A 16,498-nucleotide genomic window follows, 5' to 3' on the forward strand; every position below is an offset into this window, starting at 1 on the left:
GAACCATAGGGTGCGTTTTCTTGATATTGGATCCCATACTTTACATCTCCGACTATTGATTTTGCTTGGTGTATGCAGCCGAAATATTTAATGACTATATAGCGAAGATTGTGCCAACTTGATTAAATATTTAATAATCAAATAGATAAGGTTTTATTGGGAGTATTCTCTTATAAGGATTTTGTCTCAAAAGTGAGACAAAATCCTTATCGTTTGATTAACTTATTGAAAATAAAAGAATAGCTACGTCTCCTGAAAGAGACATCAGTTGGGGGTGTTGTCGTTTTTGAACAACGCCGGCGTAAGTTGGTGGCGCTGTAACAATTTATAGAACTCGGTACGGTTTCGTTGGGCCAGGCGTGCAGCTTGCGTCACGCCGCCATTGGTGGCCTTGAGCAGCTTGACCAGGTAGTCGCGCTCAAAATTCTTGCGGGCGACTTCGAACGGCACGATGCCGCCGATGTCTTCTTGCAGCGCTTTTTGTACCAAGGTGGCCGGGATCAAGGGCGTGGTACAGAGCACTACCGTCTGCTCGACGATGTTCTGCAATTGGCGGACATTGCCCGGCCATGGCGCGGCAATCAGTAGTTCCAAGGCTTCAGGGGCAAAGCCGTTGAGTTTTTTGCGGTATTTGCTGGTCAGTTCATTGAGGAAGTTATTGGCCAATAGGGAGATGTCTTCGCGCCGCGCAGCCAGGGCCGGGATTTCAAGGCCGACTACGTTGATGCGATAGTACAAGTCCTCGCGAAACCTTCCCGACTTCATTTCCTCCGCAAGGTTGCGGTGGGTCGCCGAAATCACCCGCACATCGATATTGATGCTGGCATTGGCGCCTACAGGCCGGATGGCGCGCTCCTGCAAGGCGCGGAGCAGTTTTACCTGCAAGGGGAGCGGCATGTCTCCAATTTCATCCAGGAACAGGGTGCCGCCATCGGCGGTCTGGAACAGCCCCTTGTGGTCGCGAAGGGCGCCGGTAAATGCTCCCTTGCTATGGCCGAAGAGTTCTGATTCCAGCAATGCTTCAGGGATGGCGCCGCAATTGATGGCGACAAAAGGCTTGTCCCGGCGCGGGCTGGCGTGGTGGATGGCGCGTGCAAGCAGCTCCTTGCCGGTGCCGCTCTCCCCCTGGATAAACACGCTGGCATCGGAAATCGCCATGAGCTTGGCTTGCCCGAGCAGGTTTTCCATCTGCGGGCTGCGGGTGATGATGCTCTTGCGCCATTCGTTGTCCTCATCCTGCGCGTTATGCTGCAGCGACCCCGTGCCGATGCGCAATGCAGCCTCTACCTGCTGCAGCAACGACTTGCTGTCGAACGGCTTGGTGAGAAAGCCGAATACGCCACGCTGCGTGGCGTCCACAGCCTCGGGGATCGAGCCGTGGGCCGTGACCATGATTACGGGCAAGGAGGGATCGGATTGATGGATGACATCGAACAAGGCCAGGCCGTCCATGCCCGGCATGCGTAAATCCGTGATGACAAGGCTAGGCCGGCTGATGGCAATTTGCGACAGTGCTTCCTCCGCGTTGGTTGCCGTTATGACCTGATAACCGGCTGCCTGCAGCCGCATGCCCATGAGCTTGAGGATATCGGGGTCATCATCAACGGTAAGAATTTTCTTTGCTGCTTCAGTCATTTACTGCTGCTCCGGTTCGGATCTTTCAGCGATTTCTGCATCATGGTCCTCTCAATTTTCTTTAATTCGTCCAGCTTTTGCTGCAGGCCATTGGCTTTTTGCTGGTTTTCTTCAGCGCGCCGCAGTTCCTCGCGCAGGCGCTGGTTGAGCTTGGCGGTTTCTGCCGCATTTTCCCGGAGGATGGACACAATGGCGCCTTCTTCCTTGCTCAGCCGTTTTTCGCGCGCCAACTCATCAAGCAAGGGTTGTGCCTTGAGCGGGTCGCGCAGCTTGCTGGTCGGGATGGCATAGATGATTGCGACCCGCGTTTTCTGATGTAAGTCGTTATTGTTGCTGCTGATTTTCTGCAAGGCGTCTGCCAGTTCCTTTTTCTGGGACTCCAATGGCAGCTCGGAAAAATTGCTGACGAATTCCAGCAAGTCGGGGGCAGGATGGTGTCCTTTGTTGACGGCAGGCTGAGCGGCCTGGCTTGACAGGGCTTCCTGGCTGCCGGGGGCGGCAGTTGGCTTAGCCTGGTGTGCGCATGCGTTGAGCAGCATGCCTGTCATTGCAATCGGGAGCAGGTATTTCGGGTTCATTTGGTCGCAGCTTTCAAGGGGAGGGAGACGCGGAAATGAGCACCGCGTTCTGAAGGTAATAAAATGATTTCACCGCCATGGGCGTCAACGTATTCCTTGGCTATTGACAGCCCGAGGCCGCTGCCGCTGACCAGGCTTTCATAGACGCTGTCGCCACGGTAGAACGGATCAAACAGCTTGGCCTTGTCGGCAGACATGACCCCTGGTCCGCCGTCATGCACTTCGATGATGGCCTGGTCAGCCTGGTGCGTGATGCTGATGCGGATGCTACTGGATGACGATGTGTATTTGATGGCATTGGAAACGAGGTTGTCCAGCACGGAATGAATTTTCTCGCGGTCTGCCTGGATTTCGGTAGGGAAGAAATCCCGTTGGATGTCGATATTCTTGCTGCTGATGGTCAAGGAGTAATCTGCCAGGATTTCCTCTGCGAGCTTGGTCAGGGCGACGGGCTCCAACTTGAGCTGCGGCGCATGGAATTGCACGGCGGTGTAACTCAGCAGGTTTTCTATCATTTTTTGCAGCCTTAAGCTGCTTTCACGCAGGATACCGGCAATTTCGCGCTGCTGAGGCGTTAGGGTGCCGCCGACTTCGTCGCTGAGCAGTTCGCTGCCTTCCCGGATTGCAGTGAGCGGGGTTTTCAGCTCATGGGAGACATTGCGGAGGAAGCGTTGCTTTTGCTGGTCGAGCTCGTTCAGTTGCGCCCGCAGCCAGTCCAGGCGCTCGCCCAGGTTGCGCAGGTCGCCGGGCCCGTCAATGCTGATGGGTTCGGTATAGTCGCCTTCGCCTAGCTTGCGGATGGCGGCATCCATGCGCCGGATCGGCTGCGCCAGCAGGAAGGTGATCATGAGTGCGACCAGCAATGCGACCGGGATCAAGGTGAGTGTCTGCCAGAGCATGATTTGCTGGGTGCGCTCGGCGGTTTCGGCGAGGATGGCGGATTCCCGGTCTATCTGCCGGTTATTTTCATCCAGGATATCTTGGGCTTGGGCTGTCAGGTCCGCAAAGCGGCCAACGATTTCTTCGATAGGTGCGGATTCGCTAGGATATTGTACGACGCTTTGGAAAAGCGATTGCTCCTCGGCGGAGAGCCTGGCCAGGGCAAGCTTCTGCTTGCTGGTCATGGGAAGCTGGTCCAGGTCCTGCCATGAATCGACAAATTTCTCATGCGCTTTTTCATAGTTTTCCAGCAGCGATTCATCTTCCAGCACGAAATACTGCCGCGCACTGCGCTCCATGAAAGTGATCTGCTCGACGAGGGCACGGCTTGCGCGCGTGGCCTGTACTGCCTGGGTCACTGCATCGCGGCTCTGGGTAGCGAGCCGGTCTAGGTAGAGGGCGGCGTTGCCAAACGCAAACAGCAGCGGCAGCATGGCTAGCGCAAAGCCGATCAAGAGCAGCTTGAGAAAGGATTTTGGGTAGGCAATCTGCAAAACTTGTGTTCCGTTTCTTTATCGTTAGCGATGCTTGAATGATGGAAGAGGAAACCGGCCTTAATCTTAAACTATCTCATTTAGAACAGGCATACGATTGTCCTACAAAACCTTGGCAAGCAACTCCAAGTATAATGATGCCATGGCTAATCTATCCCTTATCGTCGCTGTTGCCCAGAACCGTGTCATCGGCCTGAACAACACCTTGCCCTGGCATCTGCCGGAAGACCTCAAGCGTTTCCGCGCCTTGACCACCGGGCATCATATCATCATGGGCCGCAAGACTTACGAGTCGCTCAATCGCTTGCTGCCGGACCGTACCACTGTCATTGTGACGCGTAACCAGGATTACCAGGTGCCAGGCGCCGTGATTGCCAATAGCCTGGAGCAGGCGATTGACCTGGCTGCGAATGACGACGAGGCATTCCTGATCGGCGGGGCGGAGCTATACCAGGCGGGATTGAAGCTGGCCGACCGCCTCTACATCACTGAGATTGACGCCGAGTTTGCGGGCGATGCCTTCCTGCCGGAGTTCGATTTGCAAGACTGGCGGGAAGTGTCAAACGAAGCAGCGGTCAGCGCCAAGGGCCTGCCGTTCCGCTACCTGACTTATGAACGCAAGCAATAGCGAGCGAGACAGGTAACGCAACAGCTTGGAAACAGCTGGGTTGAACCTGCGTGGTCTCGCAGGTTCAATTTAAGTCTCAATTGGCAACGCAATCCACAAAGTAGCGCGCCTTGCCATCCACGACTTCCTTCACCAGTCCGTGTACGTCGGTCTCGAAGCCAGGAAAGCGCTCGTTGAAGTCGCGCGCGAAACGCAGGTAGTTGATGATGACCTTGTTGAAGCGCTCGCCGGGAATCAGCAGCGGAATGCCAGGCGGGTAGGGCGTCAGCAACACCGCGGTAATGCGGCCTTCCAGTTCGTCGATCAGGACGCGGTCGATCTTGCGGTGGGCCACCTTGGCGAACGCATCGGTAGGCTTCATGGCAGGGATCATGTTGGACAGATACATTTCCGTGGTCAGGCGCGCCACGTCATTGGCTTTGTATATTTCGTGGATCTGGGTGCACAATTCGCGCAGGCCGATGCGCTCGTAGCGCGGATGCTTGGCGACAAACTCTGGCAACACCTTCCATAGCGGCTGGTTCTTGTCGTAGTCGTCCTTGAACTGCTGCAAGGCCGTCACCATGGTGTTCCAGCGGCCCTTGGTGATGCCGATGGTGAACATGATGAAGAAAGAGTAGAGGCCGGTTTTTTCCACAATCACGCCATGTTCGGCCAGGTACTTGGTGACGATGGCGGCGGGAATGCCGATCTCGTCGGAGAACGCGCCATCCACATCCAGTCCCGGCGTGATGATGGTGGCCTTGATCGGATCCAGCATGTTGAAGCCTTCGGCCAGGTTGCCGAAGCCGTGCCAGCGCTCGCCGGCCTTCAGCATCCAGGCGGCGCGCTCCTCTATGCCTTCCTCGGAGAGGTCGTCCGGGCCCCAGACCTTGAACCACCAGTCGCTGCCCCATTCCTCGTCCACCTTGCGCATGGCGCGGCGGAAATCCAGGGCTTCCATGATGGACTCCTCCACCAGGGCGGTGCCGCCCGGCGCCTCCATCATGGCCGCGGCGACATCGCAGCTGGCAATGATGGAGTATTGCGGGCTGGTCGACGTGTGCATGAGATAGGCCTCGTTGAAGAGGTCGCGGTCCAGTTGTATGTCCTGCGCGTCCTGCACCAAGATTTGCGATGCCTGGCTCAGGCCGGCGAGCAATTTGTGGGTGGACTGGGTGGAAAACACCATGGATTCCTTGCAGCGCGGACGGTCGGCGCCGATGGCGTGGTAATCGCCATAGAAATCATGGAAAGTGGCGTGCGGCAGCCAGGCTTCGTCGAAATGCAATGTGTCGATCTTGCCGTCGAGCATCTCCTTGATCTCCTCGACGTTGTAGAGCACGCCGTCGTAGGTGGACTGGGTGATGGTCAGCACGCGCGGCTTGACAGTCTTGTCGCCGATGAAAGGATTCGCTTCCAGCTTTTTTTGGATGTTTTCCCAGGAGAATTCTTCTTTCGGGATAGGGCCGATGATGCCGAAATGGTTGCGGGTCGGCATCAGGAAGATCGGGATAGCGCCGGTCATGATGATGGAGTGCAGTACCGACTTGTGGCAATTGCGGTCCACGATCACCACGTCGCCCGGCGCCACGGTGGAATTCCAGACGATCTTGTTGGAGGTGGAGGTGCCGTTGGTGACGAAATAGAGGTGGTCGCAATTGAAGATGCGCGCTGCATTGCGCTCGGAAGCCGCCACCGGCCCGGTGTGGTCGAGCAGTTGCCCCAGTTCGTCCACTGCATTGCAGACGTCGGCGCGCAGCATGTTTTCGCCGAAGAACTGGTGGAACATCTGGCCGACCGGCGACTTGAGGAAGGCGACGCCGCCTGAGTGACCGGGACAGTGCCAGGAGTATGAGCCGTCTGCCGCGTAATGGGTGAGGGCGCGGAAGAAGGGCGGCGGCAGGCTGTCCAGGTAGGTGCGGGCTTCACGCACGATGTAGCGCGCGACGAATTCGGGCGTATCTTCGAACATATGGATGAAGCCATTCAGTTCGCGCAGGATTTCGTTGGGAATATGGCGCGAGGTGCGGGTTTCGCCATGCAGGAAGATGGGGATTTCCTCGTTGCGGAAGCGGATCTCGTCCACGAAATTACGCAGGTTTTCCAGCGCTTCCGGCGATTCCTCGATGAACTCCTCGTCATCTATCGACAGGATGAAGGCGGAGGCGCGGCTTTGCTGCTGGGCAAACGAAGTCAGGTCGCCGTAGCTGGTGACGCCCAGCACCTCGAATCCTTCATCTTCGATCGCCTTGGCAAGTACGCGGATGCCGAGACCGGAAGAGTTTTCTGAGCGGAAGTCCTCGTCAATGATGACGACGGGGAAACGGAATTTCATGAAGCCTCCTAAAGGCATACAGGGTCTGTTGCCAGGCTGTTCACGGACAACCTGGCAACAGACCCCTCATTAAAAAAGCGCAATATAGCACAATCACTTGCGATTAATATGACCGCGGGCGATGTGTTGCGGTCAGATTTTTGGCAGGGTGACTCCCACCTGGCCCTGATACTTGCCGCCCCTGTCCTTGTAGGAAGTCTCGCATTCTTCATCAGATTCGAGGAACAACACCTGGGCACAACCTTCGCCGGCATAGATCTTGGCCGGCAGCGGGGTGGTATTGCTGAACTCCAATGTGACGTAGCCTTCCCATTCCGGCTCGAAAGGGGTGACGTTGACAATAATGCCGCAACGCGCGTAGGTGGACTTGCCCAAACATACGGTCAATACGCTGCGCGGGATGCGGAAATACTCGACCGTGCGTGCCAAGGCAAATGAGTTAGGCGGAATAATGCAGAAATCGTTCTTGAATTCGACAAATGAATTGGGATCGAAATTCTTGGGATCGACAATCGTGCTGTTGATATTGGTGAAGACCTTGAATTCATCAGCGCAACGGATATCGTAGCCATAGCTCGAAGTGCCGTAGGAGACGATCTTCTGGCCGTTGACCTCCCGGATCAGGTTGGGCTCGAATGGCTCGATCATGCCATGCTGTTCTGCCATGCGGCGTATCCATTTGTCGGATTTGATGCTCATTATGTTCTTCCGTCAGAAAGACAAAAAAGCGAAGTGTACGGATAACCGGCTTTTCTTTCCAGTCATCCGGATCACTACGCTTTGATCAGTTTGTCAAAAATTCAAAAAGGCTTAGAGTGGTTACAAAACTGAGCGAAGCGCTCCTGGCTAGGCGCTTTGCCGCAGGCAGTACAAGTCGCACGACAAGGCAAAGCGACAACGCCAGGAGAGTTTTGCAGCCGCTCTTAATGCTTGTCGCCGCCCAGCTTGATGCTATAGCGCCAGAACTGGTCTTCGTGCTCGAAAATCACCTTGGAGGCTTCCGGGTCGCTGCTGCCGGCAGGGTATTGATACACAGGCTTGCGGTCCTTGGCCCAGGCCTCGATGACCGGGTCGACCAGGCGCCACTGGGCTTCCACCTCGCTGATGTGCAGGTAGAGCGAGTTGTCGCCTTCCATCAGGTTCAATAGCAAGGCCTCGTAGGCGTCGATGGTTTCATCGCCTTCCTGGCGGTTGGCGCCATCGAGCTCGATCGTGCGGGTGGCGATATCCAGGCCGGGAATCTTGGACTGGATTTCCAGCTTGATGCACTCACGCGGTTGGATGCCGATGATGAGCCAGTTCTGGTCTTGCCCGTTGCCCAGTTGCAGCGGCGCTTTCTTGAAGCGGATCGCGATGCGGGTGTCTGCCTCGTGCAGGCGCTTGGCAGTGCGGATATAGAAAGGTACGCCTTCCCAGCGCGGGTTGTCGATGAACAGCTTAAGCGCGGCATAGGTTTCCACCACGCTGCTATTGTCGCCGAGTTCTTCCAGGTAGCCAGGCACTTTTTCGCCCTTGACTTCGCCTGAGGAGTATTGCGCACGGAATGCGTTCTTTTCCAGTTCGTTGACTGGAATCGGGCGAATGGCTTCCAGCACCTTGATCTTCTCGGCGCGGATGTCATCCGGGCTCAGGGACGCGGGCTGTTCCATGGCGGTCAGCGCCAGGGTTTGCAGCACGTGGCTCTGGATCATGTCGCGCAAGGCGCCCGTGGCATCGTAGAACTGGGTGCGCTCGCCGACGCCGAGCTGTTCGGTGTTGGTGATCTGCACGTGGTCGATGTAGTTCTTGTTCCACAAGGGCTCGAGGATGGCATTGGCAAAACGTTGCAGCATGATGTTCTGCAGGGCGGATTTGCCGAGGTAATGGTCGATGCGGTAGATCTGGCTTTCCTTGAGGTGCTTGGTGATCGAGGATTGCAGCTCCTGCGCGGTCTTCAAGTCAGTGCCGAACGGCTTTTCCACGACGACGCGACGCCAGTATTTGTCTTCCTGGGTCAGCCCGACGCCAGCCAGCTGGTCGACGATGGTCGCGAAGTCGGAAGGGCGCACGGAGAGGAAATAAGCCAGGTTCTGCGGGAAAATGGCCTCGTTCGACAAGGTCTCCTTCAGGCGGGTGAAGGAGGTGGCATCATCGGGCGGATTGGCATGGTAGTGGTGGCGCTCGATGAAGCGCTTGAACACTGCCTGGTCATAGCCCTTGGGAAACTTGGCATCCAGCATGCCCTTGATGTCGGCCAACCAGGCTTCGCGGGCAACCTGGCCCCGTCCGACAGAAAGGATGGCCATTTTTTCCGGCAAGCGGCCTGCCTGGTCAAGACGGAACAGGCCAGGCATGAGCTTGATGCGGGAGAGGTTGCCGCTCGCACCAAACAGGACAAGGGTACAGGGGTCTATGACTTTCATTCAGTATTCTCTAAATAGGATGGATATCATAAAAGGCCATGCCTGGGCATGGCCTGGGCGTATTACTTGGTCTTGACTGCGTGGCCGCCAAACGCGTTGCGCATCAGGGACAGCAGCTTGTAGCTATAGCCTTTGGAGTCCTGGCTTCTGAAACGCGCTTGCAATGCCACGGTCAATACTGGAGCCGCCACGCCTTGATCCACGGCTTCCACCACGGTCCAGCGGCCTTCGCCGGAGTCTGCGACGTACGGGGCGATCGTGGAGAGTTCCTGATCATGCGCCAATGCTTCGGCGGTCAGGTCCAGCAGCCAGCTGCGGACGACGGAGCCATGACGCCAGAGTTCGGTGATCTGGGCAAGATCGAGGTTGAATTCTTCCTTGCCCTTGAGCAGGTCCAGGCCTTCGGCAAACGCCTGCATCATGCCGTACTCGATGCCGTTGTGGATCATCTTGGTGAAGTGGCCGGAACCAATCGGGCCGACATGAGCCCAGCCACGATCTTCGTGAGTCAGCGCCTTGGCAATTGGCTCAATGGTGTCTGCCGCTTCCTTGGTGCCGCCGTACATCAGGCAGTAGCCGTTTTCCAGGCCCCAGATACCGCCGGAAGTCCCACAGTCAATGAAATCAATGCCATGCTCGGCCAGCCATGCGCCACGGCGTTGGCTATGCTTGTAGTTTGAGTTGCCGCCATCGACGATGATGTCGCCCTTGCCCAGCAGTGGCACCAGGTCCTTGATCTGGTTTTCGGTGATCTCGCCGCTAGGCAGCATGATCCAGACGATTTTCTTGGGTTCGCCCGATAGCTTGGACACCGCATCTGCAACGGAGGTGGCGGGAACCATGCCGTGGGTCAGGGAAATCTGGTTCACTGCATCCTGGTTGAAATCGAAGCCGACGACTTCGATACCGTGTTTCAGGAGGCGGCGCGCCATGTTGCCGCCCATTTTTCCTAGACCGATGATTGCGAGTTTCATTGAGTTTTTTCCTTGATGAGGATCATGCCATCGTCACTTTGAGGCGCTTCCTTTTGGGCAAGACCGTTTTAGGTGAGATGGGCCTGGGTTGATAATGTTAAAATTCTCAAGATAGAGCTCGGTAATTATAACGTGAAGGTTTTATATCATGCAAAATACAACACAGTCCCTGGTGATTAATAATCAGGTGAGCCGATGGCAGGTGTACAGCGCGCAGGAGGCGCTATACAGCAGCGCCGTCGAGCATATCGAAGAGGCTGCGCGCAATGCCATTGCCGGCCATGGCAAGTTCAGCATCGTGCTCGCCGGCGGTAGCACCCCCAAGAGCATCTACCAGTTGCTGCCCAGGATCGACACCGACTGGAGCAAATGGCATGTATTCTACGGCGATGACCGTTGCCTGCCGCCTGAGCATGAAGAGCGCAATAGTCTGATGGCGCATGAAGCCTGGCTCAAGCATGTGGCGATTCCCTCATCCCAGGTTCACGACATTCCAGCGGAGCGAGGCCCGGTGGAAGCGGCACAGGCGTACAACCAGACCTTGGCAGCGGTGGGCGACTTCGATCTCGTGTTGCTGGGTTTGGGCGAGGACGGCCATACCGCCAGCCTGTTTCCCGGTCATAGCTGGGACGACGCGCAGTCGGCAGTGCCGGTGTTCGATGCGCCCAAACCTCCGCCGGAGCGGGTCTCCATCAGTGCCGCGCGCCTGAGCCAGGCACGGGAAGTCATCTTCTTCGTCACCGGCGCGGGCAAGCAGGAAGCCGTGGACAACTGGCGCCGCGGCGAGCCTATCCCGGCTAGCCTGATCAAGCCCAAAAACGGCGTGGATGTCTATATATTTGGTGTGAATTTATAAAGCTGACATGTCAAACCATCAAGGCCGGGCGAGGGCCTTGATGGTTTGGGAGGCCTGAAGTCTCTGCCTCAGGTTTTCTGGATCACGATATTGGGGAACTTGCTGCTGTAATCCTGGCTCAGGTCTGCCAGCTTGACCGCGGCACGGCGGGCAATCGATTTGTAGATGCCGGCAATCTCGCCTGCCGGGTCGGCGACGACGGTGGGCTTGCCGCCGTCAGTCTCTTCGCGGATGCGGATATCCAGCGGCAGGCTGCCCAATAGTTCCGTATCGTAGTCGGCGCACATCCTGGCGGCGCCCCCGGCGCCGAATATGTGCTCTTCATGCCCGCATTGCGAACAGATATGCGTGCTCATGTTCTCGACGATGCCGAGAATGGGAATGCCGACTTTCTCGAACATTTTGAGCCCCTTGCGGGCATCCAGCAGGGCAATGTCCTGCGGGGTGGTCACGATGATGGCGCCGGTGACCGGCACTTTCTGCGCCAGGGTGAGCTGGATGTCACCTGTGCCTGGCGGCAGGTCGACCACCAGGTAGTCCAGGTCCCTCCAGCGCGTGTCGCGCAGTAATTGCTCCAATGCGCCCACGACCATCGGGCCGCGCCAGACCATGGGCGTGTCGACATCGACCAGGAAGCCGATGGACATGGCCTGGACTCCGTAGTGTTCCAACGGCTCCATGCTCTTGCCGTCAGTGCTTTCTGGTTTGCCGCTCAGGCCCAGCATCTGCGGCTGCGAGGGGCCATAGATGTCTGCATCAAGAATACCGACGCGTGCGCCTTCCGCGGCCAGGGCCAGGGCCAGGTTGACTGCCGTGGTGGATTTACCGACGCCGCCCTTGCCCGACGCGACGGCGATGATGTTCTTGACGTTGGGGATGAGCTGTACACCGCGTTGCACCTTGTGCGAGACAATACGGCTGGTGACGCCCACCGTGACGTTATCCACGTCGGGCAATGATTTCACTGCCTGCGTCACCAAGTTCCTGATCTCTCCCAGGATGCTGTGTGCCGGGTAATCGAGCACGATATCGACCGAGACATGGCTGCCGGTAATGGCAATCTGGCGAGCAGACTTGCTGCTGACGAAGTCTTTGCCGGTGTTGGGGTCAATCACGGCGCGAAGAACATCCTGCACCTGGGATTCGGTAAGCGGCATGTGGTTTTCCTGCAGATTCGTTGGATGGGACATTCTAGCGTATGCGGATTGCTTATGTGAAACCGTGGTAGTTTGCTAGAATGCGAGATTCTCTTTTGTCGTTTAATGATTGATGATCATGTCCGGAAACACGCCTGCCAACACCGCGTCACGCAAATTACTGGTTACCTCTGCTTTGCCTTATGCCAATGGCAGTATTCACCTTGGCCACATGGTGGAGTATGTCCAGAGCGATGTCTGGGTGCGTTTCCAGAAGATGCAGGGGCATACCGTGCATTACGTCTGCGCCGACGACACCCATGGCACGCCCATCATGCTGCGGGCGGAAAAAGAGGGCATCACGCCGGAGGAGCTGATCGGCCGCGTACACACCGAGCACTATGCGGACTTCAGCGATTTCCTCGTGGCGTTCGATAACTATTATTCCACCAACTCCGAGGAAAACCGCGAGTTGTCCAGCAGGATTTACCGCGAGCTCAAGGCGAACGACAAGATCGCCACGCGCACGATCGAGCAGTATTACGACCCAGTCAAGAACATGTTCCTGCCCGACCGCTTCATCAAGGGCGAATGTCCCAAGTGCCATGCCAAGGACCAGTATGGCGACTCCTGCGAATCCTGCGGCACGACGTATAGCCCGACCGAATTGATTGCGCCTTATTCTGCGGTATCCGGCGCAACGCCGGTGCGCAAGGAAACCGAACATTACTTCTTCAAGCTGAGCGAGTGCGAGGATTTCCTCAAGCAATGGACGCGCTCCGGCACCTTGCAGCCGGAAGCCGCCAACAAGATGGGAGAATGGTTTGCCTCGGGCCTGTCGGACTGGGATATCTCCCGCGATGCGCCGTACTTCGGTTTCGAGATTCCCGATGCGCCGGGCAAGTATTTCTATGTTTGGCTCGATGCACCTATCGGCTACATGGCGAGCTTCAAGAACCTGGCAACGCGCGAAGGGCTGGATTTCGACGAGTACTGGAAGCAGGACAGCCAAGCCGAGCTATACCACTTTATCGGCAAGGATATCCTGTATTTCCACGCTCTGTTCTGGCCCGCCACATTGAAATTCTCCGGCTATCGCCAGCCCACGCGGATATTCGCCCACGGCTTCCTCACCGTGAACGGCGAGAAAATGTCCAAGTCGCGCGGCACCTTCATCACCGCGCGCAGCTATCTCGACCACGTGAAGAATCCCGAGTACCTGCGCTATTACTACGCGGCCAAGCTCAACGGCACCATGGAAGATATCGACCTCAACCTGGAGGATTTCGTCGCGCGCGTGAACAGCGACCTGGTGGGCAAGTACATCAACATTGCCAGCCGTACTGCCGGATTTATTGCCAAACGCTTCGACAGCAAGCTGGGAGCCGTGGGCGGGAACGTGGTGATTGCGGAATTGCGCGCCGCTGCGGACAGCATACGCGACAGTTTCGACAACCGTGATACTGCACGCGCCCTGCGCGACATCATGGCATTGGCGGACAAGGCTAATGCCTATGTAGCGGAACACGCGCCATGGGATATGGCGAAGCAGCCTGAGCAAACGGCAGCGCTACATGAAGTCTGCTCTGCCGCCCTGGAAATATTCCGCCTGCTTACCTTGTACCTCAAGCCGGTATTGCCGGGGTTGGCGCAAGCTATCGAGACATTCCTCAATATCGATCCGTTGACCTGGGCTGATATTGACCGCCCGTTGCCGGCCGGCCACCAGATACAGGCCTATCAGCACCTGATTACCCGTATTGACCCCAAGCATGTGGAAGCCATGGTCGAAGCGAACAAGGAATCGCTGCAAACCCAGGCCGCGGCTGTGCCAGCACAAAAGCAGGCAACGCCAGAAGCGGCACCGGAAGGTGCTTACATCTCGATCGACGATTTCACCAAGGTGGATTTGCGTATTGCGCGCATCGTCAATGTCGAGCATGTGGAGGGCGCTGAAAAGCTGCTCAAGTTGAGCCTGGATATTGGCGAGGAAAAGCCGCGCCAGGTCTTTGCAGGCATCAAGTCTGCCTACGATCCTGAAAGCCTGAAGGGGCGCCTGACCGTGATGGTGGCGAACCTTGCCCCACGCAAGATGAAGTTCGGCCTGTCGGAAGGCATGGTGCTCGCTGCGAGCGATGAGCGAGGCGGACCATTTATCCTCTCACCGGATAGCGGTGCCCAACCAGGCATGCGCGTTAAATAAATAGATTGCCAGGTAAAACAAAAGCCCCTTCATAGGGGCTTTTGTTTTTTAATGCAGCGCTTATTTCTTGTCGTTTTTCGCCGTTGTCGCTTTTTCCGCCTTGGACGTTTTGCCGACGGAAAGTTCACCGCGCAGGTTGTCTACGCTCTTCTTGCCAAACCCTTTCACGTTGCCCAAGTCGTCAACCGACTTGAAATTGCCGTTAGTTTTGCGGTAATCGACAATCGCCTGGGCTTTTGCCGGGCCGATGCCTTTTACCGATTCCAGTTCCACCGCAGAGGCGGTGTTGAGGTCAACCGCAGCCATGGCATTGAACGTCAACCCAAGCAAGATCAGGACTGCAAACAACAAAGACTTCATGATGCTCTCCTCTAAAATGTTGGTAAGACCCTGTTGTTCCAGGGAAAAGCCATCATATGCCTCATGTTGAGCATGAGCTATTGGAGGAAAGTATAGTTTTTTTGTAAGCGATTTTCCTTATTTTTCCAGGATTGATTCCCGGATATGATGCAGGACGGCCAACGGGTCGGCAGCCTTGGTGATGGGACGGCCTATCACCAGATAATTGGAGCCCAGTGCAAGTGCATCGGCAGGAGTGACCACGCGGGACTGGTCGTCGATGGCGGCATCGGCAGGGCGGATGCCGGGCGTCACCAGGCGGAAGTCATTGCCCAGTGTCCGGCGCAGCACAGGGGCTTCTTGGGCGGAGCAGACAACGCCGTCCAGGTCTGCTTGCTGCGCGAGTGTTGCCAGGCGTAGCACATGCTGTTCAAGCGGGGTATCAATTCCCAGTTCTGTCAGTCCTTGCTGGTTCATACTGGTCAAGACCGTGACTGCAATCAGTAATGGCGAATGGCCACTGCGGGCAACGCCCTCGCGTGCTGCCTGCATCATCTGGCTGCCGCCTGAAGCATGCACGTTGAGCATCCATACGCCGAGTTTGCTTGCTGCTTCGCAAGCCTTGGCAACCGTGTTGGGAATATCGTGGAACTTGAGGTCGAGGAACACGCCAAAGCCGCGCTTGACCAGCTCTTCCACCAGTTGCGGGCCGGCAGCCGTGAACAGCTCCTTGCCTACCTTGACCCGGCACAGGGTAGGGTCGAGTTGCCGGGCCAGCCCGAGGGCGCTTGCAGCATCAGCGTAGTCAAGGGCGACGATAATCTTGGGGTCGGTCATACGGCGGATTCTTTGGTTTCGGGTGAGAGGGATTCCCAGGCATTGCATGCCGGGCATTGCCAATGGAAGTTGCGCGCGCGGAAGCCGCATTGGTCGCAGTAATGCGCGCTGCGGTTGCCAATGGCGTAACGTACGGTCTGCTGCATCAGCAAGGCATCCTGCTGGTTGGCACCTTCCAACAGCGATTGCGCACGCAGGAACTGATCCAGGGTCTGCAGGCTGGGTTTGCGGCGCAGTTCCTCCCGCGCAAGTTCTTCGGCGCTGGCTGCCCCTTCTTCGCTCAAGGTGGTTTCATAGACCAGGTTGAGGATGGCGGGAAGCTTGTATGTCTGCAAATAACCCTTGAGCAGGGCGATACCCTCATCCAGGCTGTTCAACGCCTTGTAGCTGTTGAGCAGTTTGGGGGCGACGAGCCCGAGATATTCGGGACGCTGGAACTCCACGCGCTTCCAGAAGGAGATGGCCTGTTTGTGGTTGCCGGTGCCGGCCTCGAGATCGCCCAGCATGATGTTGGCGCGGACACAGCGCTTGTCGGCTTCAATTGCCGTTTCCAACTCATGGCGCGCGCTATGTGCATCATGCTCAAGAATGGCCTTCATCGCGATTTCACAGTGGAATTGCGCCACTTCCTTACGGAAGGAAATGCCGGACAGGCGTTCGAGCTCAATGGCGCTTTTGATGGCATGGTGCCATTCGCGCTCGCGGATATAGATTTCCAGCAGCGCGCGTAATGCGGTCTGCTTGTAGCGGCTGTCGTGCAATGAGCTAAATAGCTCTTCGGCGCGGTCGAATAGGCCGGCCTTGAGGTAATCTTGTGCGAGCTCCGCCATGACAGCCTGCTTCTGCTGGTCCGGCAGCTCCTTGCGCTCCAGCAGGTTGAGGTGCAGGTGAATGGCACGGTCTACCTCGCCGCGGCGGCGGAACAGGCTGCCCAGCGCGAAATGCAGCTCCATGGAGTCGGCATTGGCTTGCACGGCTTCGATGAAGGCTTCGATCGCCTTGTCATGCTGGTCGCTGATAAGAAAGTTCAAGCCCTTGAAATAAGCTGCGGGCAAGGCGGTGGATTCGGTCAGCAGTTGATTGATATCCACGCGTGCGGCCAGCCAGCCAAGCGTGAAAAAAAGGGGGAGGGCGAGTAGCCACCAGTATTCAAATTCCAT

The 16,498-nt window shown here is 56.9% G+C and carries 14 protein-coding genes; 3 read left to right on the forward strand and 11 right to left on the reverse strand.

Going from position 1 to position 16,498, the window contains the following annotated elements; translation table 11 throughout:
- Positions 1-264: 264 nt before the first annotated feature.
- From ACKF11_RS03185 to ACKF11_RS03195, 3 genes are read right to left on the reverse strand one after another with little or no spacing between them, the layout of a single operon-like run.
- Positions 265-1,635: a sigma 54-interacting transcriptional regulator gene (locus ACKF11_RS03185; RefSeq protein ID WP_309564850.1), complete on the reverse strand. Its 1,371-nt coding sequence runs from the start codon at positions 1,633-1,635 to the stop codon at positions 265-267.
- Positions 1,632-2,213 (reverse strand): hypothetical protein, encoded by a 582-nt coding sequence (locus ACKF11_RS03190; protein WP_407995923.1) that lies wholly within the window; start codon positions 2,211-2,213, stop codon positions 1,632-1,634. The genes ACKF11_RS03185 and ACKF11_RS03190 overlap by 4 nt, the downstream gene beginning before the upstream one ends.
- Complete coding sequence (locus ACKF11_RS03195; RefSeq protein ID WP_407995924.1) at positions 2,210-3,646, reverse strand: HAMP domain-containing sensor histidine kinase; 1,437 nt, start codon at positions 3,644-3,646, stop codon at positions 2,210-2,212. The genes ACKF11_RS03190 and ACKF11_RS03195 overlap by 4 nt, the downstream gene beginning before the upstream one ends.
- A gap of 142 nt (positions 3,647-3,788) precedes the next feature.
- On the opposite strand from ACKF11_RS03195, the gene ACKF11_RS03200 reads away from it, so the two are divergent.
- The gene (locus tag ACKF11_RS03200; protein ID WP_407995925.1) at positions 3,789-4,274 is read left to right on the forward strand and encodes a dihydrofolate reductase; all 486 of its coding nucleotides are present in this window, start codon (positions 3,789-3,791) and stop codon (positions 4,272-4,274) included.
- A gap of 76 nt (positions 4,275-4,350) precedes the next feature.
- Here the strand turns inward: ACKF11_RS03200 and ACKF11_RS03205 are convergent, their stop codons facing one another.
- The 4 genes from ACKF11_RS03205 to gnd all read right to left on the reverse strand — a co-directional run bounded on the left by ACKF11_RS03205 (position 4,351) and on the right by gnd (position 9,967).
- Positions 4,351-6,591 (reverse strand): Orn/Lys/Arg family decarboxylase, encoded by a 2,241-nt coding sequence (locus ACKF11_RS03205; RefSeq protein ID WP_309564854.1) that lies wholly within the window; start codon positions 6,589-6,591, stop codon positions 4,351-4,353.
- 132 nt (positions 6,592-6,723) lie between these two features.
- A complete protein-coding gene (gene dcd, locus ACKF11_RS03210) occupies positions 6,724-7,290 on the reverse strand; it encodes a dCTP deaminase (protein ID WP_309564855.1) in 567 nt (188 codons plus the stop codon).
- 224 nt (positions 7,291-7,514) lie between these two features.
- Positions 7,515-8,993, reverse strand: a complete 1,479-nt coding sequence (gene zwf / locus ACKF11_RS03215; RefSeq protein WP_407995926.1) for a glucose-6-phosphate dehydrogenase — start codon at positions 8,991-8,993, stop codon at positions 7,515-7,517.
- 62 nt (positions 8,994-9,055) lie between these two features.
- Positions 9,056-9,967: a phosphogluconate dehydrogenase (NAD(+)-dependent, decarboxylating) gene (gene gnd / locus ACKF11_RS03220; protein ID WP_309564857.1), complete on the reverse strand. Its 912-nt coding sequence runs from the start codon at positions 9,965-9,967 to the stop codon at positions 9,056-9,058.
- 148 nt (positions 9,968-10,115) lie between these two features.
- On the opposite strand from gnd, the gene pgl reads away from it, so the two are divergent.
- Complete coding sequence (pgl, locus tag ACKF11_RS03225; RefSeq protein WP_309564858.1) at positions 10,116-10,823, forward strand: 6-phosphogluconolactonase; 708 nt, start codon at positions 10,116-10,118, stop codon at positions 10,821-10,823.
- Between the two features lie 68 nt (positions 10,824-10,891).
- Here the strand turns inward: pgl and apbC are convergent, their stop codons facing one another.
- Complete coding sequence (apbC, locus tag ACKF11_RS03230) at positions 10,892-11,980, reverse strand: iron-sulfur cluster carrier protein ApbC (protein WP_407995927.1); 1,089 nt, start codon at positions 11,978-11,980, stop codon at positions 10,892-10,894.
- Between the two features lie 118 nt (positions 11,981-12,098).
- Here apbC and metG point away from each other — a divergent pair, with 118 nt between their 5' ends.
- Positions 12,099-14,162 (forward strand): methionine--tRNA ligase, encoded by a 2,064-nt coding sequence (metG, locus tag ACKF11_RS03235; RefSeq protein ID WP_407995928.1) that lies wholly within the window; start codon positions 12,099-12,101, stop codon positions 14,160-14,162.
- Positions 14,163-14,222: 60 nt separating this feature from the next.
- Here the strand turns inward: metG and ACKF11_RS03240 are convergent, their stop codons facing one another.
- From ACKF11_RS03240 to lapB, 3 genes are all read right to left on the reverse strand, one after another.
- On the reverse strand, positions 14,223-14,522 hold the full coding sequence (locus ACKF11_RS03240; RefSeq protein ID WP_407995929.1) for a ComEA family DNA-binding protein: 300 nt from the start codon (positions 14,520-14,522) through the stop codon (positions 14,223-14,225).
- A 117-nt stretch (positions 14,523-14,639) separates the two neighbouring features.
- A complete protein-coding gene (gene pyrF / locus ACKF11_RS03245; protein ID WP_407995930.1) occupies positions 14,640-15,338 on the reverse strand; it encodes an orotidine-5'-phosphate decarboxylase in 699 nt (232 codons plus the stop codon).
- On the reverse strand, positions 15,335-16,498 hold the full coding sequence (lapB, locus tag ACKF11_RS03250) for a lipopolysaccharide assembly protein LapB (protein WP_309564863.1): 1,164 nt from the start codon (positions 16,496-16,498) through the stop codon (positions 15,335-15,337). The genes pyrF and lapB overlap by 4 nt, the downstream gene beginning before the upstream one ends.

Origin of the sequence: Methylobacillus draconifructus (assembly GCF_045984385.1) — a bacterium.
Classification (GTDB): Bacteria; Pseudomonadota; Gammaproteobacteria; order Burkholderiales; family Methylophilaceae; genus Methylobacillus; species Methylobacillus flagellatus_A.